The organism is Ruegeria sp. BHSC276 (assembly GCF_059612945.1).
This window is the reverse complement of the sequence record NZ_JBXWRP010000007.1, coordinates 239,752-260,514: the sequence shown is the minus strand read 5'-3', so window position 1 is coordinate 260,514 and position 20,763 is coordinate 239,752. Positions and strand designations below refer to the sequence as shown.

General features: G+C 64.2%; 22 protein-coding genes. 10 read left to right on the top strand and 12 right to left on the bottom strand.

Going from position 1 to position 20,763, the window contains the following annotated elements; translation table 11 throughout:
* The first annotated feature begins 99 nt into the window (after window positions 1-99).
* The gene (locus AC2FMD_RS13765) at window positions 100-750 is read left to right on the top strand and encodes a peroxiredoxin (RefSeq protein ID WP_496689381.1); all 651 of its coding nucleotides are present in this window, start codon (window positions 100-102) and stop codon (window positions 748-750) included.
* 68 nt (window positions 751-818) lie between these two features.
* Here AC2FMD_RS13765 and AC2FMD_RS13760 read toward each other — a convergent pair whose 3' ends face one another.
* Window positions 819-1,562 carry a glycosyltransferase family 25 protein gene (locus AC2FMD_RS13760; RefSeq protein ID WP_496795119.1) on the bottom strand — a complete coding sequence of 248 codons (744 nt, stop codon included), beginning with the start codon at window positions 1,560-1,562 and terminating at the stop codon, window positions 819-821.
* Between the two features lie 92 nt (window positions 1,563-1,654).
* The gene (gene pnp / locus AC2FMD_RS13755; protein WP_496689385.1) at window positions 1,655-3,805 is read right to left on the bottom strand and encodes a polyribonucleotide nucleotidyltransferase; all 2,151 of its coding nucleotides are present in this window, start codon (window positions 3,803-3,805) and stop codon (window positions 1,655-1,657) included.
* A 285-nt stretch (window positions 3,806-4,090) separates the two neighbouring features.
* On the opposite strand from pnp, the gene AC2FMD_RS13750 reads away from it, so the two are divergent.
* A complete protein-coding gene (locus AC2FMD_RS13750) occupies window positions 4,091-4,837 on the top strand; it encodes a DUF3299 domain-containing protein (protein WP_496710835.1) in 747 nt (248 codons plus the stop codon).
* 240 nt (window positions 4,838-5,077) lie between these two features.
* On the opposite strand, the gene AC2FMD_RS13745 is transcribed toward AC2FMD_RS13750, so the two are convergent.
* Window positions 5,078-5,395: a potassium channel family protein gene (locus AC2FMD_RS13745; protein ID WP_496683298.1), complete on the bottom strand. Its 318-nt coding sequence runs from the start codon at window positions 5,393-5,395 to the stop codon at window positions 5,078-5,080.
* Between the two features lie 3 nt (window positions 5,396-5,398).
* Between AC2FMD_RS13745 and AC2FMD_RS13740 the strand changes: the two genes are divergently transcribed.
* Window positions 5,399-6,838, top strand: a complete 1,440-nt coding sequence (locus AC2FMD_RS13740) for a metal-dependent hydrolase family protein (protein WP_496742583.1) — start codon at window positions 5,399-5,401, stop codon at window positions 6,836-6,838.
* Window positions 6,839-6,913: 75 nt separating this feature from the next.
* On the opposite strand, the gene rpsO is transcribed toward AC2FMD_RS13740, so the two are convergent.
* The 6 genes from rpsO to rbfA form a co-directional block, all read right to left on the bottom strand.
* On the bottom strand, window positions 6,914-7,183 hold the full coding sequence (gene rpsO, locus AC2FMD_RS13735; RefSeq protein WP_490360262.1) for a 30S ribosomal protein S15: 270 nt from the start codon (window positions 7,181-7,183) through the stop codon (window positions 6,914-6,916).
* A 143-nt stretch (window positions 7,184-7,326) separates the two neighbouring features.
* A complete protein-coding gene (locus AC2FMD_RS13730; RefSeq protein ID WP_496742584.1) occupies window positions 7,327-8,412 on the bottom strand; it encodes a calcium-binding protein in 1,086 nt (361 codons plus the stop codon).
* 94 nt (window positions 8,413-8,506) lie between these two features.
* Window positions 8,507-9,016 carry a DUF1643 domain-containing protein gene (locus AC2FMD_RS13725; protein WP_496742585.1) on the bottom strand — a complete coding sequence of 170 codons (510 nt, stop codon included), beginning with the start codon at window positions 9,014-9,016 and terminating at the stop codon, window positions 8,507-8,509.
* Between the two features lie 22 nt (window positions 9,017-9,038).
* Window positions 9,039-9,944 (bottom strand): tRNA pseudouridine(55) synthase TruB, encoded by a 906-nt coding sequence (gene truB / locus AC2FMD_RS13720; protein ID WP_496742586.1) that lies wholly within the window; start codon window positions 9,942-9,944, stop codon window positions 9,039-9,041.
* A gap of 54 nt (window positions 9,945-9,998) precedes the next feature.
* On the bottom strand, window positions 9,999-10,742 hold the full coding sequence (locus AC2FMD_RS13715; RefSeq protein ID WP_496742587.1) for a phosphodiester glycosidase family protein: 744 nt from the start codon (window positions 10,740-10,742) through the stop codon (window positions 9,999-10,001).
* Complete coding sequence (rbfA, locus tag AC2FMD_RS13710) at window positions 10,739-11,134, bottom strand: 30S ribosome-binding factor RbfA (protein ID WP_496683311.1); 396 nt, start codon at window positions 11,132-11,134, stop codon at window positions 10,739-10,741. The genes AC2FMD_RS13715 and rbfA overlap by 4 nt, the downstream gene beginning before the upstream one ends.
* A 92-nt stretch (window positions 11,135-11,226) precedes the next feature.
* Here rbfA and dapB point away from each other — a divergent pair, with 92 nt between their 5' ends.
* The gene (dapB, locus tag AC2FMD_RS13705) at window positions 11,227-12,036 is read left to right on the top strand and encodes a 4-hydroxy-tetrahydrodipicolinate reductase (protein WP_496683313.1); all 810 of its coding nucleotides are present in this window, start codon (window positions 11,227-11,229) and stop codon (window positions 12,034-12,036) included.
* Here the strand turns inward: dapB and tmpB are convergent.
* Both tmpB and tmpA read right to left on the bottom strand, forming a co-directional pair.
* Entirely contained in the window at window positions 12,033-12,623 is a 591-nt protein-coding gene (gene tmpB, locus AC2FMD_RS13700; RefSeq protein WP_170342010.1) for a (R)-1-hydroxy-2-trimethylaminoethylphosphonate oxygenase, read from the bottom strand. The genes dapB and tmpB overlap by 4 nt on opposite strands.
* The gene (gene tmpA / locus AC2FMD_RS13695) at window positions 12,620-13,756 is read right to left on the bottom strand and encodes a 2-trimethylaminoethylphosphonate dioxygenase (protein WP_496795118.1); all 1,137 of its coding nucleotides are present in this window, start codon (window positions 13,754-13,756) and stop codon (window positions 12,620-12,622) included. The genes tmpB and tmpA overlap by 4 nt, the downstream gene beginning before the upstream one ends.
* A gap of 98 nt (window positions 13,757-13,854) precedes the next feature.
* Here tmpA and AC2FMD_RS13690 point away from each other — a divergent pair, with 98 nt between their 5' ends.
* On the top strand, window positions 13,855-14,715 hold the full coding sequence (locus AC2FMD_RS13690) for a LysR family transcriptional regulator (protein WP_496795117.1): 861 nt from the start codon (window positions 13,855-13,857) through the stop codon (window positions 14,713-14,715).
* A gap of 4 nt (window positions 14,716-14,719) precedes the next feature.
* Here the strand turns inward: AC2FMD_RS13690 and AC2FMD_RS13685 are convergent, their stop codons facing one another.
* A complete protein-coding gene (locus AC2FMD_RS13685) occupies window positions 14,720-14,902 on the bottom strand; it encodes a DUF1674 domain-containing protein (RefSeq protein WP_496742590.1) in 183 nt (60 codons plus the stop codon).
* An 88-nt stretch (window positions 14,903-14,990) separates the two neighbouring features.
* Between AC2FMD_RS13685 and AC2FMD_RS13680 the strand changes: the two genes are divergently transcribed.
* From AC2FMD_RS13680 to AC2FMD_RS13660, 5 genes are all read left to right on the top strand, one after another.
* Window positions 14,991-16,250: an RsmB/NOP family class I SAM-dependent RNA methyltransferase gene (locus AC2FMD_RS13680; RefSeq protein WP_496795116.1), complete on the top strand. Its 1,260-nt coding sequence runs from the start codon at window positions 14,991-14,993 to the stop codon at window positions 16,248-16,250.
* An 88-nt stretch (window positions 16,251-16,338) separates the two neighbouring features.
* Window positions 16,339-18,078 carry a heparinase II/III family protein gene (locus AC2FMD_RS13675; RefSeq protein WP_496795115.1) on the top strand — a complete coding sequence of 580 codons (1,740 nt, stop codon included), beginning with the start codon at window positions 16,339-16,341 and terminating at the stop codon, window positions 18,076-18,078.
* A 21-nt stretch (window positions 18,079-18,099) separates the two neighbouring features.
* On the top strand, window positions 18,100-19,689 hold the full coding sequence (purH, locus tag AC2FMD_RS13670; RefSeq protein WP_496795114.1) for a bifunctional phosphoribosylaminoimidazolecarboxamide formyltransferase/IMP cyclohydrolase: 1,590 nt from the start codon (window positions 18,100-18,102) through the stop codon (window positions 19,687-19,689).
* Window positions 19,689-20,165 (top strand): signal peptidase II, encoded by a 477-nt coding sequence (lspA, locus tag AC2FMD_RS13665; RefSeq protein WP_490360251.1) that lies wholly within the window; start codon window positions 19,689-19,691, stop codon window positions 20,163-20,165. Before purH ends, lspA begins: the two co-directional genes overlap by 1 nt.
* 50 nt (window positions 20,166-20,215) lie before the next feature.
* Entirely contained in the window at window positions 20,216-20,731 is a 516-nt protein-coding gene (locus tag AC2FMD_RS13660) for a DUF3035 domain-containing protein (RefSeq protein WP_496680591.1), read from the top strand.
* Window positions 20,732-20,763: the final 32 nt, after the last annotated feature.

Here is a 20,763-nt window from a genome sequence, read left to right as displayed (position 1 = left end):
CGTTTTTTGCCGCTGTGCCACATCAATGGTTTAACCTGTGGGCAAAGTGATTAGGTTTGCACCATCCGACTCGGGTTTTCACAGGAAAGGAGATGCATCATGGGTTTGCGCATCAACGATACCGTCCCCAATTTCACCGCTGAAACGGACCAGGGCACCATCCAGTTCCACGACTGGATCGGCGACAGCTGGGCGATCCTGTTCTCGCACCCCAAGGACTTCACTCCGGTCTGCACCACCGAGTTTTCGGCCGTCGCGCAATTGAACGATGAATGGGCCAAGCGCAACACCAAGGTGATCGGCGTATCAGTCGATGGTGTCGAGGACCACAAGAAGTGGAAAAAGGACATCGAGGCCTATGGCAAGGCCAACCCCGGCTTTCCGATCATAGCCGATGACGGACTGGCAGTGTCCAAGGCCTTCGACATGCTGCCGGCCGAGGCATATCTGCCCGACGGCCGCACCCCAGCAGACAGTGCAACGGTGCGCTCGGTCTTTATCATCGGGCCGGACAAGCAGCTGAAACTGTCGATGACCTATCCGATGACCGTGGGCCGGAATTTTGCCGAGATCCTGCGCGCGCTGGACGGGTTGCAGATGAGCGCCAAGGGTGTGGCCACCCCGGCCAACTGGGTGCCGGGCGAAGACGTGATCATTCCGCCTTCGGTTTCGGACGAAGACGCGAAGGAGAAGTTCGGCGAGTTCGAGACGATCTTCCCCTATCTGCGCAAGACCAAGGCGCCAGCCTGACGGCGACCGGGTCGGGGGCTGTCTGCCCCCATCGCGCCCCAAGGGGCGCGATTCCCCCGAGGATATTTTCAGCCAGATGAAGCAGGCGCGCGCTGCGGATGCAGATGCAGTTGTGCTCGGTAGGCGGCGCGCTTGAATTCGCGGGTCAGTTTGTCGGTCAGAGGCGGTTTCGCCTGGATCGTCGAGCCGCCGATTTCGCTGGCCACCTCCCGGTTGCCGCTGCCCAACAGAGCATGGACGGACTGGCCTGTGATCCAGTGCATTTGCAGAAACGTGTCCACCGGGCGGTCAATCTGGTCGGTGGCGGCGAGTAGGCGTTCGGCGGCATTCCGCCCCACCACCTGACAGCAGCATTGCAGGCCGATGACCTTGGGCAGGATCAGGCGCAAACCGTCGCGCTCGGCCAAGGTTTGGGCGGCGGTTTCGCGCTGCTTGACCGGGATACGGATATAGTGGTCAGGCGTTGCGATCGGGCGTAGCAGTTCCAGCGCCGCTGACATCCGGTCGGGATCGATACGCAGGTCATCCTCGGCGGTGATGGCCAGATCGATCCCCTCATCGACCATCTTGCGCCAGATTCGTCGGTGGCTTTCGAACACGCCGATTTCGGCCGGGCGCAGGGCGAAGGGGTAGCGCGGGCGATGCAGGTTTCCCGGGTGCAGTGTAACCCCGGCAATCTGCGCTGGATCCCGCCCGTCGACCGCTTCGATCAGTTCGGCATTGGGCAGCTCGGCGCAGAGTTTCTCGGCATTCGGGCGGCGCGCGGTGCTGGACGACATGTGTATGACGAAGGATCGCATGGTACCGTGCATAAAACAGGGGCGCGGCCCGGGAAAGGCCCCGGTCAAACAAAAAAGACCCCGGCCGGAACCGGGGTCTTGGATCAAGCAAGGGGCAGGGCGGATTATTCCGCGCTTTCCTCTTTCTTTTCCTTCTTCTCGGGCACGATCTCTTCGCCGGTTTCCTGATCGACGCATTTCATCGACAGGCGCACCTTGCCGCGATCGTCAAAGCCCAAGAGCTTGACCTTCACTTCCTGACCTTCCTTCAGAACGTCCGAGGGATGGTTCAGGCGGCGGTTTTCGATCTGCGACACGTGGACCAGACCGTCGCGCTTGCCAAAGAAGTTCACGAAGGCGCCGAAATCGACGATCTTCACGACCTTGCCGGTATAGATCTTGCCCTCTTCCGGCTCGGCCACGATCGAATGGATCATGTCATAGGCCTTCTGGATGGCTTCGGCATTCGGCGAGGCGATCTTGATGATGCCGTCGTCGTTGATGTCGACCTTGGCGCCGCTGGTCTCCACGATCTCGCGGATCACCTTGCCGCCCGAGCCGATCACTTCGCGGATTTTGTCGGTTGGGATCTGCATGGTCTCGATGCGCGGTGCGTGAATCGAGAACTCGGCAGTCTCGCTCAGCGCCTTGCCCATCTCGCCCAGAATGTGCAGGCGGCCGTCCTTGGCCTGGGCCAGCGCCTTCTCCATGATCTCGGGCGTGATGCCCGCGACCTTGATGTCCATCTGCAGCGAGGTGATGCCGTTTTCGGTGCCCGCCACCTTGAAGTCCATGTCGCCCAGGTGGTCTTCGTCACCCAGGATGTCGGTCAGAACGGCATAGGAGCCGTCTTCTTCGAGGATCAGGCCCATGGCCACACCGGCCACCGGCGCCTTGAGCGGAACGCCCGCATCCATCATCGACAGCGAGCCGCCGCAGACCGATGCCATCGAGGACGAGCCATTCGACTCGGTGATCTCGGACACAACGCGGATGGTGTAGGGGAAGTCGGTCGGCGCCGGCAGAACCGCCTGCAGCGCGCGCCAGGCCAGCTTGCCGTGGCCCACTTCGCGGCGGCCCGGAGGGCCAACGCGACCCACTTCACCGACCGAGTAGGGCGGGAAGTTGTAGTGCAGCAGGAAGTTCGATTTGAAGTTACCGTGCAGCGCGTCGATGAACTGTTCATCGTCACCGGTGCCCAGCGTGGTCACGGCCAGCGCCTGAGTTTCGCCACGGGTGAACAGGGCCGAACCGTGGGTGCGCGGCAGCAGGCCGGTTTCGGCCACGATCGGGCGCACATCGGTGGTCGAACGACCGTCGATCCGCTTGCCGCCCTTCACCACGTCGCCGCGCAGGATGCCGGCTTCGAGCTTTTTCATCGCCGAGCCGAGATTCGGGTCTTCCAGCTGCTCTTCGGTCAGGGCGGCCTTGATGGCCTCGCGCGCGGCGGCCACGGCTGCGGTGCGCTCCTGTTTGTCGGTGATCGCGAATGCGGCGCGCATCTGCTCTTCACCGGCGGCCTTCACGGCGTCGTACAGCGCGGAATAGTCCGGCGGGGTGAATTCGAACGGCTCTTTCGCGGCTTCTTCGGCCAGGCTGATGATCAGGTCGATCACCGGCTGGATCTGCTGATGCGCGAAAGTCACTGCGCCCAGCATCTCGGCTTCGGACAGCTCGTAGGCTTCCGATTCCACCATCATCACAGCGTCCTTGGTGCCGGCAACAACCAGGTCCAGGCGCTGCTCGGGGTTCAGGCGCAGGTCCTGCATGTCGTCAACGGTCGGGTTCAGGACGTATTCGCCGTTGGTGTAGCCCACGCGGCAGCCGGCGATCGGACCCATGAACGGTGCGCCTGAGATGGTCAGAGCGGCCGAGGCGGCGATCATCGCCACGATGTCGGGGTCGTTGACCAGATCGTGGCTCAGGACGGTGCACATCACCAGAACTTCGTTCTTAAACCCGTCAACGAACAGCGGGCGGATCGGACGGTCGATCAGGCGCGCGGTCAGCGTCTCTTTCTCGGTCGGACGCGCCTCGCGCTTGAAGAAGCCACCCGGCACCTTGCCGGCAGCATAGTATTTTTCCTGATAGTGCACGGTCAGCGGGAAAAAGTCCTGACCGGGCTTCTGTTCCTTGGCGAAGGTCACGTTGGCCATGACACTGGTTTCGCCCAGGGTGGCAATCACGCTGCCGTCGGCCTGACGGGCAACCTTGCCGGTTTCCAGTGTCAGCGTCTCTTCGCCCCACTGAATTGATTTTTTCGTTACATCAAACATTTGCGTATCCTAGAAGGGAGCTCTCCCAGGCCCATCCCGGGTCTCCCGTTTGCGTGGCGGCCCCATTGCCGCCGACCCCATTCATCCTTGTTTCGAGTGCCGGGGTCAGGGCACAACGTCTCAGATGCTGCGCGCATACAATAGAATCCGCCGGATTGAAAGAGAAACCGAACGGCCCCGGCCCGCACGGGCAAGTGGGGCTATGGACGCACCGGGGTCGCGGCGCTAGGGTAGCGGAAGGAGGCGTTCCGTTGTCGTCGGATCGACCCAAGCGGAGGGACAGGTATGCGAGTCGGACGAGTGTTGGCCCCGTTGGCGGCCTTGCTGATGGCGGCTCAGGCGACCTTGGCCGGACCCGCGCCGCTGAACTGGTCCGACCTGCGCGACCCCGCGGTGCAGCAGTTCGAGGATCCCTATCGCGACCTCAGCCCCGAACAGTTCGACGATGTGCTGTTTGCCGTGCGCCTGCGCGGGCGTCTGCAACAGGATCGCGGCACGTCCGAGGACCGCCAGAACTGGCAGGAATTGCTGGATGAAACCGAAGACGCCCTGGCCGCCGACGGGATCGATGTGGACTGGTTGTTGGATCAGCGCGCGGTCGTCACTGAGCGCCGCCGTCGCGCTGCCACGCAGGGCAATCCCGTGCTTGACGGTCAGACCGTGACCTTGGCGGGCTTTGCGATCCCGGCGCCACCGGATGCCGACGGGCGCGCCGTGGCTTATCTGGTGCCCGAACGCGGCATGTGCAGCCACATGCCGCCGCCGCCGCCGAACCAGATGGTCCGCGTTCGGCTATCCGATGACTGGGCGCCCACCTTCAATCACGAGCCGGTTCGCCTGACAGGTCGGCTTGTCATCGACCCGTCCGATCAGCAGATGGTCGTCGTGGACGGGTTGATGCCGATGCGCGCTACGTTCCGTCTTGATGTGATGGACGCCGAGCCGTTGGCACAGACGGCGCCGTCGACCGAGGATGCCGCCGAACGGCTGCGCGCCGCTGCCCGGCGCAAGACCGGCGGGGCCTCGGACTGATCCTGCCGGTCGAGGGCCGGCGAAAATCGCACCGAAACTGCAATATTGCGCAACCGGTCGTTTGGTCACGAGGTAGAATTCGTTCGCCGCAAAAAATGAAACGATAGGATTTCCGCCGGAACCCGCCCGGACTTGGACTCTTGCGAAAAACACGAAGCCTTACGGTAAGCAGTCATTTCTGTGCGCGTCCGGTCGCCCCGGGAAGTCGGGCGAATTGCCCTGCGGTTGGAGTTGCTGGCGTCATTGCCGCAACAAAGCCTTCGCAAATTGAATGAACATTGCGATGAATACGCCGACCCCTACGAAAATGTAGATCACGGTGAAGATCTTGCCGATCTTGGTCGCCGGGGACAGATCGCCGAACCCGACCGTCGACAGAGTGGTCGCGCTGAAATACAGCGCGTCCACCCAATGCCAGCCCTCGACACTGCTGTAGAACAGCGTGCCGGACAGAAGAATAAGCACACACAGCAGCAACCCACCCCGAAAATGCGGATCATCCCAGGATCGGACGATCGCCTTGAGCAGACGGTAGGCATTGAGGATCAGAGCAATCATTCTATGCGCCCTCAGGTTGTTTTGACGATTTCTCAGTTAGGCTTCAACTTCTCGAGTGAAATTCCGCATGTACAAATCGGATTATTTGCTAAGATGCCGGTGTTTGACAGGAGATACTTTATGCGTATTCATCTTTTGGTGGCGATGGTTGCCGCCACCTCGGTTTCCGCGCAGCAAGACCCGGCTCAGACCCTGATCACCAATGTGCATGTATTTGATGGCGTCAACGACGGGCGCATCGAAAACGCGAATGTTCTGATCGAGGGCAACCTGATTGCGGCTGTGTCAACAGACCCGATCTCGGCCGAAGGTGCAACGGTGATTGACGGTGGTGGGCGCACCCTGATCCCGGGTCTTATCGATGTGCACTGGCACACCCTCTATTGTTGCAGCCCGCAAAGCTCGGTTGTGACCGATGATATCTTGGGTGTCGCGATCCGTGGTGCTTTGGGGTCCGAAGGCACGCTGATGCGGGGCTTCACGAGCGTCCGTGATGTTGGCGGTAATTCCTTCGCCATCAAGAAGATGATCGACGCCGGCGAAATCCCCGGTCCGCGAATCCTGCCGTCCGGTCCGCCGATCACGCAGACGGGCGGGCATTTTGATTACCGCCCTTATCAGGCGGTGCCGACAAACGAAGGCGATGCTTTGTGGTATTGGTACAGCGTTGGCCTGATGATGCAGGCAGACGGCGTCCCGGAAGTCACCAAGCGGGCCCGAGAAATCATGCGTATGGGGGCCACGCAGCTAAAGATTTCGGGCGGCGGCGGTGTGTCGTCCACATACGACCCGCTGGACGTTCGCCAATACACAAAGGATGAAATCGAAGCCTTTGTCGAAGTGGCCGACACCTACAACACCTACGTTGCCTCTCATCTTTTCACCGACGATGCTGCGCGCATCGCGATCGAGGCCGGTGTGAAATCCATCGAGCATGGCTTCCTCATGAGCCGTGAGACCATGGAAATGATGCGTGACAATGACGTGTGGCTGTCCGTGCAACCGCTGCTGGATGACGAAGACGGGTTTTCCTTTGATGACCCCGTCAGCCAACAGAAGTGGATCGACGTGACCAACGGCACCGATTTCACCTACAAGGCCGCAAAGGAAGTGGGGGTCAAAACCGCCTTCGGGACCGACATCCTGTTCGACCCGAAATTGGCCGAGCGGCAGGGTGCGTTTCTTGCCAAGCTGCAGCGGTGGTACTCTCCTTACGAGGTTCTGCAGATGGCCACTTCGACCAATGCCGAACTGCTGGAATTGTCCGGCCCCCGGCACCCTTATCAGCAAGGACCGCTGGGCCAGATTACAGAAGGCGCTTATGCCGATTTGATCCTTGTGGATGGCAACCCGCTAGAAGACATCGATCTGGTTGCCGACCCACACGAAAACTTCGACCTGATCATGAAAGACGGTGTGGTCTACAAGAATACGCTGGACTGAACACCGTGCTCCTCTGACAATAAAACGCCCGCCAAATGGCGGGCGTCTCGAACTTGAAAGCGGTGTGTTCCGCGCTTAGCGGCGGATGCCCAGCTTTTTGATCAGGTCCTGATACCGGGCTTCGTTCTTGCCCTTCAGGTAGTCCAGCAGCTTGCGGCGCTGGGCGACCATCTTCAGCAGACCACGGCGGCCGTGGTTGTCTTTCTTGTGGGTCTTGAAGTGCTCGGTCAGGGTGTTGATGCGCGAGGTCAGGATGGCAACCTGGACTTCCGGCGAACCGGTGTCGCCGTCCTTGGTTGCGAATTCTTTCATGACGCGTGCTTTTTCTTCGGCAGTGATCGACATCGGGGTCTCCTTTACAGGTTAGAGTTGATGGCGCAGGCCGGGATGTCGTCCAGCACAGGCCCATGGAGAAAACCGCACCGATTCCGATGCGGATGGGCGCGTATAGGCGCATTTGGCGCAAATGGCAAAGGGATTCTGGTCCGTCAGCCGGTGGCGGTGGATTGGGAGTTCGTCAAGGTCGAAACCAACTCGATATCGTCCAGCGTCAGCCCCTCGGCGTCGAGCAGCTGTGCCACCAACTGCCCGTTGACCAGCACCTGCGTCATGTCCGGGTTGTCGGCATCCTGTTCGATCGAGATCTCGGGCGCCTCGGGCTGGTCCCAGGACACCAGCAGCTTGTCCTGCCCGTGGGCAAAATCCATGACGGTCACTTCCGGCCCGTCCGGGGCGCCGTCGAAGATGAACGTGTCGCTGCCCGCGCCGCCGGTGGCGATGTCGCCCGGGCCGGCCAGGATGGTGTCGTCTCCGGCCCCCCCGTTCAGAAAATCGGTGTCCGGGGTGTCTTCGCCATCGGACCCGTCCAGCGTGTCGTCCCCGTCGCCGCCGAACAGGGCATCCTCGCCCGCGCCGCCGGACAGGTGGTCATCGCCACCGCCGCCCTGCAGCGAATCCTCACCCGCATCACCGACCAAGCCGTCGTCACCCTGCCCGCCATAAAGCTTGTCCGCGCCGGAACCGCCGGTCAGCCTGTCGTCGCCGTAATGGCCAAACAGCCTGTCGTCGCCGGTGCCGCCATCCAGAGTGTCGTCGTCATCCTGCCCGTGCAGGGTGTCGTCGCCCGCGCCGCCGGTCAGCCTGTCTGCGCCCTGATCGCCGAACAGAACGTCATCCCCGTCGCCGCCTTCCACGGTATCGTCGCCGCCATATCCGTTGATCTGATCATTTCCTGTACCGCCGGCCAGAACATCGTCGCCTTCGGTCCCGGCAATGACCAGGTTGCCGTCATAGTCGGACAGTACGGTGCCGGCAGAGGGTGTCTCCTCCGCATTCGTCGCGCTGTCCTCGGGCGCAATTTCGTCAGTCGCGGTTGCCGTGACGGGTTCGACAAGGTTGCCCTCGCTGGGCACGTCGTCGATCTCGAGCAGGTTGCCTTGGGACAGGTCGTCGATCTCTTCGTCATCGATCACGTCGGTGTCTGTCTCGTCCTCTTCCGAGGGCGAGAGGACATCGCTCATGGCATAGGCGGCGCCGCCGATGGCGGCCAGTCCAAGCAGGCCAAACAGGAACATGAAACCCTCCGAGCGGAAATTGTTCCGAGTGTGAAATATCCCACCCGATCAGGGCGTTGGTCAAAGGCTACCTTCCTCTTTGGTTAACCGTTGGTCACCGGCCCCAAGACTGCGGTTGCTGCGAATAGGCGATGTACAACGGGTGCTTGGGGTGGCCGTCCTTGGTCAGGCCCAGGTGGAACAGCGGCTGGCCGGTGCCGCGCAGCAAGCGCTCGACCGCCGGGCCGCGATCCAGATGCGCGCCATGGGTGCCCCAGGCGGCGATCACCTGATCGGCCCAGTCCACGCCGGCCAGGATGGCGGCGTCGTTTTCCGGCCCCACCGGATCGGCCACTGCGCGCATCTTGCGCGGGTCGGTGTCGCGCCAGGCAAAGATGTTGGTCACCTGGAACGCCCCGAACCCCAAGGCCCGCGCGCGCCGCTCGCAACGCTCGACGGTCGGGTCGTTCTGCACCTCGGTCGCGGTCGAGGGGTTCAGCATCACGAACAGCGCCCGGCGCCCGGCCGGATCCCAGATGCGGGTCAGGCTGTAGCGATAGCGTTCGCAGTCGGAATAGACAGCTGTTGAGGGCGCATCGCCCTTGGTGTGGGAGCGGGTGATCATGCGCCTTCGCTTAGCACGGGACCTAACCGGCGAACACCCGGCTGGGGTGCAACTCACCGGATTTGTAGATCCCCACTGCCACGGCCTTGCCGTCGAACGAGGCCCAGGCCTCGTCGCCGTATTCCACGTCGTTGGCCAGAACCATGCCGGGGTTGCCGTTGCGCAGGCGGGTGGCGCCTTCGGGGGTGCATTTCAACTCGGGAAGGTCGGTCAGACCTTCCTCCAGCGGGCGCAGGTAGTCATCCAGCGCCGGGGTTTTCGCCATCTCGTCGATTTGCTCGATGCTCAGGCCGTCTTCGACGTCGAACGGGCCGGACCAGATCCGGCGCAGCGCCTTGACATGGCCATGGCAGCCCAGCGCCGCCCCCAGATCACGGGCGATCGAGCGGACATAGCCACCCTTGCCGCAGGTCATTTCCAGCACGACATGATCGGGATCGGGGCGGTCGACCAGCACCAGTTCCTCGATCCATAGTGGGCGGGCGGTCAGTTCGACATCCTCGCCGTCGCGGGCCAGCTTGTAGGCGCGCTGGCCGTCGATCTTGACCGCCGAGAACTTGGGCGGCACCTGCATGATCTCGCCCACGAAGGGCAACAGGGCCTGCTTGATCTCGTCATCGGTGGGGCGCAGGTCGCTTTCCGCGATCACTTCGCCCTCGGCATCGTCGGTATTGGTGGCCTGACCCAGCCGCACGGTAAAGGTATAGGCCTTGAGCGCATCGGTGATGTAGGGAACGGTCTTGGTGGCCTCGCCCAAAGCGACGGCCAGAACGCCGGTGGCCTCGGGGTCGAGCGTACCGGCGTGGCCCGCCTTCCTGGCGTCCAGCGCCCAGCGAACTTTGTTGACCACGGCGGTCGAGGTCATGCCCGCGGGCTTGTCGACCACCAGCCAACCGGAAATGTCACGACCCTTGCGTTTGCGTCCCATGATGCACCTTGTCGTCTGTTAAGGCGCGCGACCTAGCGGATCGGTCCGACGCTGTCAATTTGCCGGGATGTCCTCGACCACGCCGACGATCGGTCCCAGCGAGAAGCCCACGTCCGACCGGTTCGCCGCCCGGTCATACATACGCGAGATGTTGCCGTCGAAAAACAGCGCGTTGGGCGTGTTCAGCACGTCGCGGAACAGACGACCGAATTCATGGAAGGTGACATAGTCCTCAGAGATCACGAACACAGAACGGCTGCCATCGGCGCTGGTGCCCACCCCGTTGCGAACATAGCGCGAGGTCGAATCCTCGAGAAACCGTGGATGCAATTCGCCGTCGATCACCAGCATCGGGCCGGATTGGGTGGCAAAGCGGCAATCGGGTTTGCGATCAAGATAGTCCAGCGTCTCGAACACGTCGGCGCGGCCTTGGCGGATGCAGAACACCCCGTTGGGCAGCAGGCCGAAATTGCCAGGGCCGGCGTTGGGAATCACGCGCATGAGTTCCTGCCCGTCTTCGACATAGTGGCCCACGGGCGAGCGGTCCTCGTGATACATTCCGGCGTTCATCGCAAAGCTCAGGCGCTGGCCAGCATCGGCCAGTTCCTCGTTCACCGACGAGAAATGGCCCAGCACCTGGCCCGCGTCGTCATACAGGAACAGGCGCAGGTCCTCGGTGGCGGCGTCAACCTCGCACACGGTATAGCGCCGGTCTTCGTGGGCCACGCGCTCGCACGTCACAGCCGCGGCCTGTCCGGCCCAGAGCAATGCGATCACAGCGGCGGTTCTGCGGATCACTCGTCCAGGTCCCGGCGCACGGCGTCCTGTTCGAACATCCGGCGCGTGTCGTCCATGCGGTCGAACGTGTCGTCCAGCCGAAAGCGCAGGTCGGGGGCGAATTTCAGGCCGACCTTCTTGCCGACCATGCGGCGCAGCTCGCCCTTGTTGCGGGCCAGCAGCTCGATCACGGTGTCCTGCCCCTTGCCGCCCAGCGGCAGCACATAGGCGGTGGCGATCTTGAGGTCGGGCGAGGTGCGCACTTCGCCCACGGTGATCGACAGGCGGTTCAGGTCAGGGTCGTGCACGTCGCCGCGCGCCAGCACCTCGGACAGGGTGCGGCGGATCAGTTCGCCGACGCGAAGTTGCCGTTGCGAGGGGCCGGGGCCGTCGTGGAATTTGTTCTTAGCCATGTCCCCGATCTAAGCGCAAAGCGGGGCTTTGCCAAGCGGCCCCGAACCGGGTAGGAGGCTTTGAGCCGAATTTCAGAAGAAGGACCAGCGCAATGACGCATATTCCGGGAATTGTCGTGACCGGGGCTTCGGGCCGGATGGGGCAGATGCTGATCAAGACCATCACCGACAGCGATCAGGCGCGGCTGGTCGGCGCGGTCGAGCGCGCTGGCCATGACTGGATCGGTCAGGACGTTGGCACCGCGATGGGCGGCCAGCCGCTGGGCGTGACCGTCACCGACGATCCGCTCGAGGCCTTTGCGCAAGCCCAGGCGGTGATCGACTTCACCGCGCCCGAGGCGACGCTGGAGTTCGCCGCACTGGCGGCGCAGGCGCGCTGCGTGCATGTGATCGGCACAACCGGCATGAGCGATGAACAGATCGCTGCGCTGGAACCTGCCGCGCGCCATGCGGTGATCGTGCGGGCGGGCAACATGAGCCTGGGCGTGAACCTGCTGGTGCAGCTGACCAAAAAGGTCGCCGCCGCGCTGGACGAGGATTTCGACATCGAGGTGATCGAAGCCCATCACCATCACAAGGTCGATGCGCCTTCGGGGACGGCTCTGATGCTGGGCGAGGCCGCGGCCGAGGGGCGGGGCGTAGACCTTGCCGATTTCGCCGACCGGGGCCGCGACGGGATCACCGGCGCCCGGCAGCGGGGCCATATCGGCTTTCACGCCATCCGCGGTGGCGACATCGTTGGCGAACACGACGTGCTGTTCGCCGCGGCGGGCGAACGGATCGTGCTGCGCCACGTGGCGACCGACCGGGCGATCTTTGCCCGAGGCGCGCTGAAGGCGGCGCTTTGGGGGCAGGGCAAGGCCCCCGGCCAATATGACATGGTGGATGTGCTGGGGCTTTAACCCTCGCCCAGATGCCGGTCGACCATGCGCTGAACCATCGGCGCGAAATGGTCGAAGCCAGGGGTGTCCATGTCGGGCCGTTTGCCGGCCTCGTCTAGATACCGGACCTGGATGATTTCCGTCAGGTTCGGGTTGGCCTCGAATGCGGCGACTTCCTCGGCGCTCATCGGGCCGCCCTGCAATTCCAGCGTATGGACCGAGGCCGCCGACAGGCGGTTGAAATACTCGGGCTTGGTTGCACACAGATATCGCTTGGCCGCGACGTGATAGCGGCAGCAATCGGTGATGACCGACGGAAAGAACCGCTCCAGCATCTCGGCGCCGGCATCCTCGTGGTGGCGGTCCTCGGTGTCGTCGGGGTGGTAGGTGCCGAATTCCGAGGTGAAATGTCCGATATCGTGCAGCAGAGCGCCCACGATGATCTCTTCGGGCATGCCGTTCTGCTCGGCGATGGTGGCGCCCTGCAGCATGTGCTGGGCCATGGTGACCGGCTCGCCCAAGTATTCCTCGCCCCCGCGCCGGTCGAAGATATCGGCGATGAAGGCCACGATGTTGTCGCGGGTCAGGGTCTGGAAATCGGGTTTCATTCCGCCGCCTCCGGTTGCGCCATCCGCATAGCGGCGAGGGTCGACAGCAGCCCGTCCTTGTCGGCATAGCATCCCTGCAGCCAGCGCGACCCGGCACCCGAATATCCCAGACGCGCATGCAGGACGCGGGTGTTGTCGACGATGAAGCTCTCGCCCGGTTCCAGCTTGAACGCCACGCCCATGGCTGGGTCGTCGATGATCTCGCCCAAACGGCGATAGGCGGCGTAATAGGCCTCCATCCGGTCGAAGGGCACATCCACGAACGGGGCCGAGGACCGGTTGTTGAAGCGGATGCCGATCAATTCGCCATCGGGCGACAGCTCTATCATTGGGCGGCGCGCGCGCAGGCAGACCCCGTCCGAACCGCGGTATTCGAACCGCGCGGGATAGCCGGCCAGCAGGGCAAAGCCTTCGGGGTTTTCGGCGCGCAGGCGCTGGGCCGCGCGAAAGCCGTCGACCACGATCGACTCCCCGCCTTCGGCGCTGTTTTCCAGGCAATAGAGGATCTGCAACGTGGGGACCGGGTCGCGATAGGGATTGTCGGTATGCGCCTGCAGGCCAAGGCCGGTATAGGCCAGGTTGGTCGGGTTCACCTCGGTCCGAACCTCGAAATAGGGGCCATAGTTGGTCTCGCGCACATAGCCGAACAGATCGGCGACCTTCAGCAGCGAACCGGGTTCCGTCGGGCCGTTGGTCAGCTTGGCAAAGCCGTATTCGGCGACCGCCGCCAGCCAGTCGCGCTTGGCGGCGGGGATTTCATGCACCTGCGTCCAGTCGCCGGCCGGGGCCGCGAACCCGCCGTCCCAAGTGGTGATGCCGGGCGACAGCCAGCCCATCGGGCGGGTCTGGTCCCGATCATAGACATGCGCGGCCAGCCAGTTTGCGGGGAAGCTGACGGTCTTGTCTTCGGGGGCGAAGGTCACCTGCAGGTCACCGCCCGCCACCTCGGCCGCTTGAATCGCGATCTCTGCCGGAATGTCGCCGATCGTGATCAGGCGCTGGCCGTTGCCGGGGTCGCGCGTCTGCGGGTCCAGCGCATTGTCGCGCAGCCAGATGGCGTGGAAACGGGCGCGGGTGCCGTCTTCGAACTCAACCGAAACGACCGCCGGGCCATGGGTGGCGTGGCGCAGCATGGGACTCTCCTGTTCAGCGCGGGCTTTGATTGAGGAGATACGCGCGATATGGCATTACGACAATTAAGTCTTGTTTCCTCTGAGGGTTGGAAAATCTAATGAGCAAGAAAAAGGTCGGCCTGCCCCCGCTGGACTGGCTGCGCGTGTTCGAGGCGGCCGGGCGGCTGGGCGGATTTTCGGCCGCGGCGCGCGAGTTCGGCCTGACTCAGGCGGCGGTCAGCCAGCGCATCGCCAGTCTGGAATCCTGGCTGGGCCGGTCCCTGTTCGTGCGCGAGGCGCGCGGCGTGTCGCTGACGGTCGAGGGCGAAAGCTATCTGCCGCTGGTGCAGGACAGCCTGCGCGCGTTGGAACGCAACACCGAGGATCTGTTCGGCACCGCCCCGCACGCGCTGCGGGTGGCCGGGCTGTCCTCGCATATCCAGGCGCTGGTGTTGCCCAGCCTGGGGGGCTTTCGCGCCCTGCGGCCCGAGGTGCAGGTCACCACGGATTCGGTGGCCCGGCGGTCCTCGCTGGAGGACGAGCGGACCTGGCTTCAGATCCGCTATGGGCGTGGCAACTGGCCGGGGCGCGCCGCGGACCTGATCGCGCCCGAGATTCTGACCCCGATGGCGGCACCGGGCGTCGACTGGGGCGCGCCGGTGATCGACCTGCGCGGCGAACGGCCCGGCTGGCAGGACTGGATGCAGAAGACAGGCGATACAGACCTGCCACGCGCCGGTCTGAGCTTTGACTCGATGGAACATGCCCTGAGCGCGGCGCGGCAGGGGCTGGGGGTCGTTCTGGGGTCGGTCGCCCTGGCCTCGGTGGATCTGGCCTCGGGCCGCCTGATCCGGCTGGGGCGTCTCGACCTGGAAACCCGCGACGGATACTGGCTGACATGGCCGCGGGACCGGGCGCAGTCGAAAAAGCAGCAGGCCCTGATCGGCGATTTCCTGCAGGCCCTGCGCGCGGCAGTCTGAGCGGTCAGAAATCGATCGCGATGCCCTTCTTCTCCCAATCGCCATAGCGCGCGGGATCGGGGCCGTCGCGCCCGCCAAGTTCCTTGGGCAGGGGTTTGGCCTCTGCTTCGGCCTTGCGCCGGCGCTCTTCGGCCTCGGCCAAGGCGCGCTGGGCGGCGGGTGCCAGATCTGTGCGGTCGTCGCTCATGACATCGGGTTCCTTTCCGTGCATTGCCTTGATATACGCCCTCGTCCGCTGATGGCAATGCGGGCGAAAACCTTGCAAAGGCGGTTTCATGTCCAACACCCCGACAGCGGCGCGGCGCAGCGTCATCTATCTGCTGGATCAGATCCTGGGCGAGGGGCGCTTGCTGTCCGAATGCCTGGCGGCCGGGGCGCTGGATCGCCTTGCTCCCGAAGACCGCGCGCGGGCGCAGCGGCTGACGCTGGAGACCTTGCGCGGACTTGAACGCGCCGACCGCCTGCTGGAGGGGCATCTGCGGCGCACACCGGCTTTGACCGTCCAAAACGCGCTGCGTCTGGGAACGGTCGAACTGTGCCAAGGCGAGGCCGCGCATGGCGTTGTGAACGCGATGGTCGAGATCATCGGCCGCTCGCGCAAGCACGGGCGGCTCAAGGGGCTGGTCAACGCGGTTCTGCGCAAGATTGCGGCCGAAGGCCCTGAGGCTTGGCCGAAGATGCGGGTGCCCCGCCTGCCGGACTGGCTGCGCGAACCGCTGATCGCGGCGTGGGGTGCGGATGCGGTCAAGGGCATGGAGCAGGCCCATTTCGCCGGCGCGCCGCTGGATCTTTCGCCAAAACCCGGTGCAACGATCCCCATGGGCATCGAACTTCCGACCGGCTCGGTTCGGGTTGCTGACGCGGGTCAGGTCTCGGCCCTGCCGGGTTATGCGAGCGGAGACTGGTGGGTGCAGGATGCCGCCGCTGCCCTGCCGGCGCGGATTCTGGCCCCCCGGCCCGGCGAGCGGGTTCTGGACATGTGCGCCGCGCCCGGCGGCAAGACGCTGCAACTGGCGGCGGCGGGGGCAGAGGTCACCGCGCTGGACATTTCCGAGGCCCGGCTGTCGCGGGTGCGGGAAAATCTCGAACGGACCGGGCTGTCGGCCCGGGTGGTCGCCGGCGACGCGCTGGACCATCAGGGCCAGTACGATGCGATCCTGCTGGACGCGCCCTGTTCGGCGACCGGCACCATCCGGCGTCACCCGGATCTGCCCTTTGCCAAGGACGGCTCCGAATTCGGCGGCCTGATCGCATTGCAGGCCCGGATGCTGGCCCATGCCTGGACCCTGCTGAAACCCGGCGGGCGGCTGGTTTATTGCACCTGCTCGCTGCTGCCCGACGAAGGCGAAGTGCAGATCGAAGAGGCTCTGCCGCAATATCCCGACATGCAGGTGGACCGCGCCGCGCTGCAGGTGCCCGGCGTTCAGCCCGACTGGCTGACCGATGAAGGCGGGTTGCGCCTGCGTCCCGATTATTGGCCCGATCTGGGCGGCATGGATGGGTTCTACATCGCCTGCCTGAACAAATCGGCCTGACCGGTCGCTTTTCGATGACTTGACGAACCGGCCCGGCTATCGTTGGTTCAAACGCCAGCAGAGCGGCAGGGGCAGAGCAACACACGTCATGTCGAATTCGGACACCATGGCCAACCGATGGGTGCGGTTTCAGAACCGTCTGTATGCGCGTCTCAGCCAGCGCCGCAAGCCCGTCAGCGGCTTTGCCGGTCAGCCCGAGCCGCGCACCGTCGGTTCATTTGCGCGCGGGCGGCAGCTGGTGGCCGGAAATCTCTTGTTTGCCGGTTTTCTGGTCGAGGCCCGCGATACCGGCCTGTGGGAGGTTCAAGCCCCCAACGCTGCGTTCGAGGATGAACGGCATGGATTTGCCTGGCTGGACGATCTGGCAGCAGTGGGTGATGCCGCGGCGCGGGAAAAGGCGCAACGCTGGGTCTGGGGTTGGATCGAGACCCACGGCAAGGGGCAGGGTCCGGGTTGGGCCCCGGACCTGACCGGACGCCGCCTGATCCGCTGGATCAATCACGCGCTGTTTCTGCTGCGCGGTATGGACGAGGCCCACAGCCGCCTGTTTTTCCGATCTCTGTCACAGCAGACATGGTTCCTGTCCAAACGCTGGCACGCGGCGACACCGGGATTGCCGCGCTTCGAGGCTTTGGCAGGCTTGGTTCAGGCAGGATTGGCGCTGGAGGGGATGGAAGACATCTCGGACCCGGCCGTTCGGGCCCTGGCGCGGGAATGCGAGGCCCAGGTCGACGCCCAAGGCGGCATTCCCACGCGGAACCCGGAGGAATTGCTTGAGGTTTTTACCCTACTGGCCTGGACATCCGCAGCGCTCAGCGAAGTGGGGCGCGGTACGCCCGCCGCTCAGACGGCAGCAATCAAACGGATTGCCCCGACCCTGCGCAGCCTGCGTCATGCCGACGGCGGGCTGGCCCGGTTTCACGGCGGTGGCCGCGGCGTAGAAGGCCGGTTGGAACAGGCCCTTGCCCAAAGCGGGGTCAAACCCAAACCCGTCAAAGGTCTGACCATGGGCTATGCCCGTCTGGCCGCCGCCCGCACCACGGTGATCATCGACGCAGCACCCCCGGCCAAAGGGGCGGCCTCGTACATGGCGCACGCCTCGACACTGGCTTTCGAACTGACCTCGGGGAGGCGGCCATTGATCGTCAATTGCGGTTCGGGCGAAAGCTTCGGGTTGGAGTGGCGTCGGGCAGGGCGCGCCACGCCTTCGCATTCGACCCTTTGCCTGGATGGATACTCCAGCGCCCGGTTGGCTGCTCCGGCCAAGGGAACCGCGAACGAAGCAATGGTGGACGCCCCGAGCGAGGTGCCGGTGGAGTTCGAAGATTCGTTCGAAGGCGCGCGCGTGATGGCGGGCCATGATGGGTACGCCAAGGTGTTCGGGCTTACCAATGCCCGTACGATCGAGCTGCGCTTTGACGGGCGGGAGGTAACCGGTGAAGACATCCTTCTGACGGCCACCGACAAGGCAAAACGCCAATTTGATCGGGCGGTTGACGCATCCAAGCTGTCAGGGATCGGTTTTGATATCCGGTTTCACCTGCATCCGGACGTGGACGCCGCGCTGGATCTGGGGGGGTCTGCGGTTTCAATGGCGCTCAAAAGCGGCGAGATCTGGGTTTTTCGCCATGACGGCGCCGGAAAATTGTCTCTTGAGCCAAGCGTTTATCTGGAAAAAGGCCGTCTGAAGCCCCGCGCGACAAAACAGATCGTTCTATCCGGCCGCGCAATCGAGTATGCGACGCGCATCCGGTGGACGCTGAGCAAGGCGCAGGATACAGCCTATGCCGTGCGCGACGTGCACCGGGACGAGCCCGATTTCGACTGAGCCAAAAGGACCTTTGGACCCATGACCGACCTTCACCCCGTGCGCCGCGCGTTGCTTTCCGTTTCCGACAAGACCGGATTGATCGATTTGGGCAAGGCCTTGGCCGACCGCGGGGTCGAGCTGCTGTCGACCGGCGGCACCGCCAAGGCGCTGCGCGATGCGGGGCTTGCGGTCAAGGATGTCAGCGACGTTACAGGTTTCCCCGAGATGATGGATGGCCGGGTCAAGACGCTGCACCCTATGGTGCATGGTGGCCTGCTGGCGCTGCGCGACAATGACGCCCATGTGGCGGCGATGCAGGAGCATGGCATCGGCCCGATCGACCTACTGGTGGTCAACCTCTACCCGTTCGAGGAAACGGTGGCCAAGGGCGCAGGCTACGACGAATGCATCGAAAACATCGACATCGGCGGCCCGGCGATGATCCGCGCCGCGGCCAAGAACCACGCGTTCGTCAACGTGGTGGTCGATGTCGAAGACTACTCGGCCCTGCTGGATCAGCTTGAGGAAAACTACGGCAAGACGTCGCTGGGCTTCCGCCAGTGGCTGGCGCAGAAGGCCTATGCCCGCACCGGAGCCTATGACGCGGCCGTGTCCAGCTGGCTGGCCGACGCACTGCAGATCGACACCCCCAAGCGCCGCGTGTTCGCCGGTGAGCTGAAACAGCCCCTGCGCTATGGCGAGAACAGCCACCAGCAGGCGGCGTTCTATGTCGATGGCTCGGGGCGTCCCGGCGTCGCCACCGCCGTGCAGCATCAGGGCAAAGAGCTGAGCTACAACAACATCAACGATACCGACGCCGCCTTTGAACTGGTGGCCGAGTTCGACCCGCGCGACAGTGCCGCATGCGCCATCATCAAGCACGCGAACCCCTGCGGCGTGGCCAAGGGCGCGACGTTGCTCGAGGCATACAAGGCCGCTTTCGACTGCGACCGGACCTCGGCCTTTGGCGGGATCGTGGCGCTGAACCGGCCGCTGGACGCGGAAACCGCGCGCGAAATCACCGGCATCTTCACCGAGGTCGTGATCGCCCCCGGTGCCACCGACGAGGCCAAAGCGATCTTTGCCGCCAAGAAGAACCTGCGCCTGCTGACCACCGAGGCGCTGCCCGACCCACGCGCGGGCGGGCTGGCCTTCCGCCAGGTGGCCGGCGGGCTGCTGGTGCAGGACAAGGACAACGGCCATGTCGAGATGGATGACCTGAAGGTCGTAACCAAGCTGGCCCCCACGCCCGAGCAGATGCGCGATCTGCTGTTTGCCTGGAAAGTGGCCAAGCACGTCAAGTCGAACGCCATCGTCTACGTCAAGAACGAGGCCACGGTGGGCGTCGGCGCCGGTCAGATGAGCCGGGTGGATTCGGCGCTGATCGCTGCCAAGAAGGCCGAGCGCATGGCCGAAACCCTGGGCCTGCCCGAACCGCTGACCATCGGCTCAGCCGTAGCCTCGGACGCGTTCTTCCCCTTCCCCGACGGGCTGATGGAGGCTGCTGCCGCAGGCGCAACCTGCGTGATCCAGCCGGGCGGGTCGATGCGCGATGACGAGGTGATCGCCGCCGCCGACGAGGCGGGTCTGGCCATGGTGTTCACCGGCATGCGGCACTTCCGTCACTGATGCGGGTCCGGGTTCTGCTCTGGGCGGGGCTGGCCGCATTTGCGATCGACCAGCTCAGCAAATATCTGGTCGTCCACGTGTTGCGCGTGGCCGACCGGCCCGGCGGTATCGACGTGCTGCCGCCGCTGCTGACCTTTCGGTACGGCGAGAATCGCGGCATCAATTTCGGCCTGTTTCAAGGCAATTCCGAAGCCGCACGCTGGGCGCTGGTGGCCGTGTCGCTGGCCGTCTGCGCGGGCGTGGCGATCTGGCTGTGGCGCAGCGCGCAGCCCGTCCGCATGGTGATCTGCGGCGGTTTGCTGATCGGCGGAGCGCTGGGCAACGTGGTCGATCGGGTGCTGTACGGGTATGTTCTGGATTTCCTGAACATGTCCTGCTGCGGCATCAACAACCCCTATGTGTTCAACCTGGCCGACGTGTTCATCTTTGCCGGCGCGCTGGGGCTGATACTGCTGGATGGCAAAAAGCCCTCGTGACGCGCCGGATGTTATGCGATAAAAGCGCCTGAAACAGGCTGGAGACCAAGATGCGGATGCCGCGCGCCACCATTGCCCTGACACTCGCCGCCCTTGCCGCGGGATGTTCCGATATCGGCCTGCGCCATCTCGAAGCGCCCGGCTCGGGGCCTGACGAGTTTTCGGTGATGCCGGTCAAGCCGCTGACCCAGCCCAAGGATTATGCCTTTCTGCCCGCCCCCACACCGGGCGGCGAGAACCTGACCGATCCCAACCCCAAAGGTGACGCGGTGGCCGCGCTGGGCGGCAATGCGGCGGCGCTGAAGCCCGCGGGCGGCATCCCGTCGTCGGATGCGGCGCTGGTCACGGCTTCCAGCCGCTATGGCGTGGCGCCCGACACCCGGCAGGCGCTGGCCGCCGAGGACGAGGCCTTCCGCACGCGCCAGGCGCGCTGGACCCGTCTGCGCCTGTTCAAGGTTGACCGCTACTCGCAGGTCTACAAGCGCGAGTCGATCGACGCCGGGCAGCAGGCCGAAGCTTTCCGTCGACAGGGATATGAAACCCCGTCCTTCCCGCCGGATGAATAATCCTTAACTTTCCGTCATCGCTCTTGATCCCG

Coding starts and splice junctions, on each gene's coding strand:
- AC2FMD_RS13765 (WP_496689381.1), top strand. CDS start 100: ATGGGTTTGCGCATCAACGATACCGTCCCCAATTTCACCGCTGAAACG.
- AC2FMD_RS13760 (WP_496795119.1), bottom strand. CDS start 1,562: ATGCACGGTACCATGCGATCCTTCGTCATACACATGTCGTCCAGCACC.
- pnp (WP_496689385.1), bottom strand. CDS start 3,805: ATGTTTGATGTAACGAAAAAATCAATTCAGTGGGGCGAAGAGACGCTG.
- AC2FMD_RS13750 (WP_496710835.1), top strand. CDS start 4,091: ATGCGAGTCGGACGAGTGTTGGCCCCGTTGGCGGCCTTGCTGATGGCG.
- AC2FMD_RS13745 (WP_496683298.1), bottom strand. CDS start 5,395: ATGATTGCTCTGATCCTCAATGCCTACCGTCTGCTCAAGGCGATCGTC.
- AC2FMD_RS13740 (WP_496742583.1), top strand. CDS start 5,399: ATGCGCCCTCAGGTTGTTTTGACGATTTCTCAGTTAGGCTTCAACTTC.
- rpsO (WP_490360262.1), bottom strand. CDS start 7,183: ATGTCGATCACTGCCGAAGAAAAAGCACGCGTCATGAAAGAATTCGCA.
- AC2FMD_RS13730 (WP_496742584.1), bottom strand. CDS start 8,412: ATGTTCCTGTTTGGCCTGCTTGGACTGGCCGCCATCGGCGGCGCCGCC.
- AC2FMD_RS13725 (WP_496742585.1), bottom strand. CDS start 9,016: ATGATCACCCGCTCCCACACCAAGGGCGATGCGCCCTCAACAGCTGTC.
- truB (WP_496742586.1), bottom strand. CDS start 9,944: ATGGGACGCAAACGCAAGGGTCGTGACATTTCCGGTTGGCTGGTGGTC.
- rbfA (WP_496683311.1), bottom strand. CDS start 11,134: ATGGCTAAGAACAAATTCCACGACGGCCCCGGCCCCTCGCAACGGCAA.
- dapB (WP_496683313.1), top strand. CDS start 11,227: ATGACGCATATTCCGGGAATTGTCGTGACCGGGGCTTCGGGCCGGATG.
- tmpB (WP_170342010.1), bottom strand. CDS start 12,623: ATGAAACCCGATTTCCAGACCCTGACCCGCGACAACATCGTGGCCTTC.
- tmpA (WP_496795118.1), bottom strand. CDS start 13,756: ATGCTGCGCCACGCCACCCATGGCCCGGCGGTCGTTTCGGTTGAGTTC.
- AC2FMD_RS13690 (WP_496795117.1), top strand. CDS start 13,855: ATGAGCAAGAAAAAGGTCGGCCTGCCCCCGCTGGACTGGCTGCGCGTG.
- AC2FMD_RS13685 (WP_496742590.1), bottom strand. CDS start 14,902: ATGAGCGACGACCGCACAGATCTGGCACCCGCCGCCCAGCGCGCCTTG.
- AC2FMD_RS13680 (WP_496795116.1), top strand. CDS start 14,991: ATGTCCAACACCCCGACAGCGGCGCGGCGCAGCGTCATCTATCTGCTG.
- AC2FMD_RS13675 (WP_496795115.1), top strand. CDS start 16,339: ATGTCGAATTCGGACACCATGGCCAACCGATGGGTGCGGTTTCAGAAC.
- purH (WP_496795114.1), top strand. CDS start 18,100: ATGACCGACCTTCACCCCGTGCGCCGCGCGTTGCTTTCCGTTTCCGAC.
- lspA (WP_490360251.1), top strand. CDS start 19,689: ATGCGGGTCCGGGTTCTGCTCTGGGCGGGGCTGGCCGCATTTGCGATC.
- AC2FMD_RS13660 (WP_496680591.1), top strand. CDS start 20,216: ATGCGGATGCCGCGCGCCACCATTGCCCTGACACTCGCCGCCCTTGCC.